We start from the raw sequence: 1,102 nt of genomic DNA, 5'->3' as shown, positions 1-1,102 counted from the left end.
TGACGTTCTGATTCGCTTCGAGGGGGCTCATGCGTTTCTATTCTGTTCGTTCTGCAGCTTTTGCTGCCACGGTATCGCTTTGCTTTTTTTCTGGATCGGGCCTGACCTTGATGTCGGCCGCCTATGCTGCCGACCAGGGGCTCGGCGCTCTTGGGACGGGCTCATCTGGTGGACTTGGCGCCAGCACCACGTCGGCCAGCGGATCGCGGGCTGGAACCGTTTCGGCTGGCGACAGCCGGGCGGTGGATCTGACGGTCGGGATCGGCCAGGCTGGTGCCGGCAGTGCGACGACAGCTCAAAACGGGCAGAGCAGCAGCAACACACAGTCGGATCAGACGGCCACGGATGGGTCTTCCAAGGCGGGGGCCGGCCTTGGCTCAGGCACGGCACTCGGAAAGCCTGAGACGCAATCCGACACGGGTGCGACGAGCGACGAGAACGATCTGGCCGGCTCCAAGGATACGGCCGAGCCGGAAGCAAATGCGATGTCGGTGATGGCGGCGGCTGCCGCGGCCTCAACCGACGCAGATCCGGTCAACGCACCGGAGAAACCGGCCGTGCCGGAGATTGCCGGCAATGGCTTCTTCTCCCAGAAGATCGCCATCGACGTTCCTGCCTTCCATGGCCTGCAGCCGAAGATCGCGCTCAATTACAACTCGGCCCGCAAGAGCCGCCTGGGTGGCCTTTACCAGGGCTTTGCCGGTTACGCCTGGGGCATGGATGGGCTTGATGTGATCGAACGGGCGAGCCCGGGTTATGGTTATCCGGCCTATGACACGGACGATGTTTATCTGCTGAACGGTGAAGAGCTCGTCGCCTGCACCACCGATCTGGTTGCAGCGTCCTGCCTGGCTGGCGGCACGCATGTGACCGAGGTCGAGAACTTCAAGCGGGTGGTCTTCGATAGCACCGCCAATAGCTGGACGGTGACCGATCGCGACGGGACACGCTCGGTGTTCAAGTCGGTGCTGGAGGTCAGCGCCTCGACGGCTGCGGCCGGCACGACGGACTACCAGCTGCAGCATGACGGTCGCTTCCTGCTGTCGCAGGTGATCGACATGAATGGCAACACGGTCAATTATGCCTATACCTGCCCGCAACG

The 1,102-nt window shown here is 62.8% G+C and carries 1 protein-coding gene; it reads left to right on the top strand.

The window, feature by feature from the left end; translation table 11 throughout:
• Positions 1-29: 29 nt before the first annotated feature.
• A partial coding sequence (locus AC2GXZ_RS32545; protein WP_483763381.1) for a SpvB/TcaC N-terminal domain-containing protein occupies positions 30-1,102 on the top strand: 1,073 nt, incomplete at its 3' end.

The organism is Aliirhizobium sp. YIM B11859, from assembly GCF_057163345.1.
The sequence above is the reverse complement of the archived record's forward strand: the minus strand, read 5'-3'. Positions and strand labels throughout refer to the sequence as shown.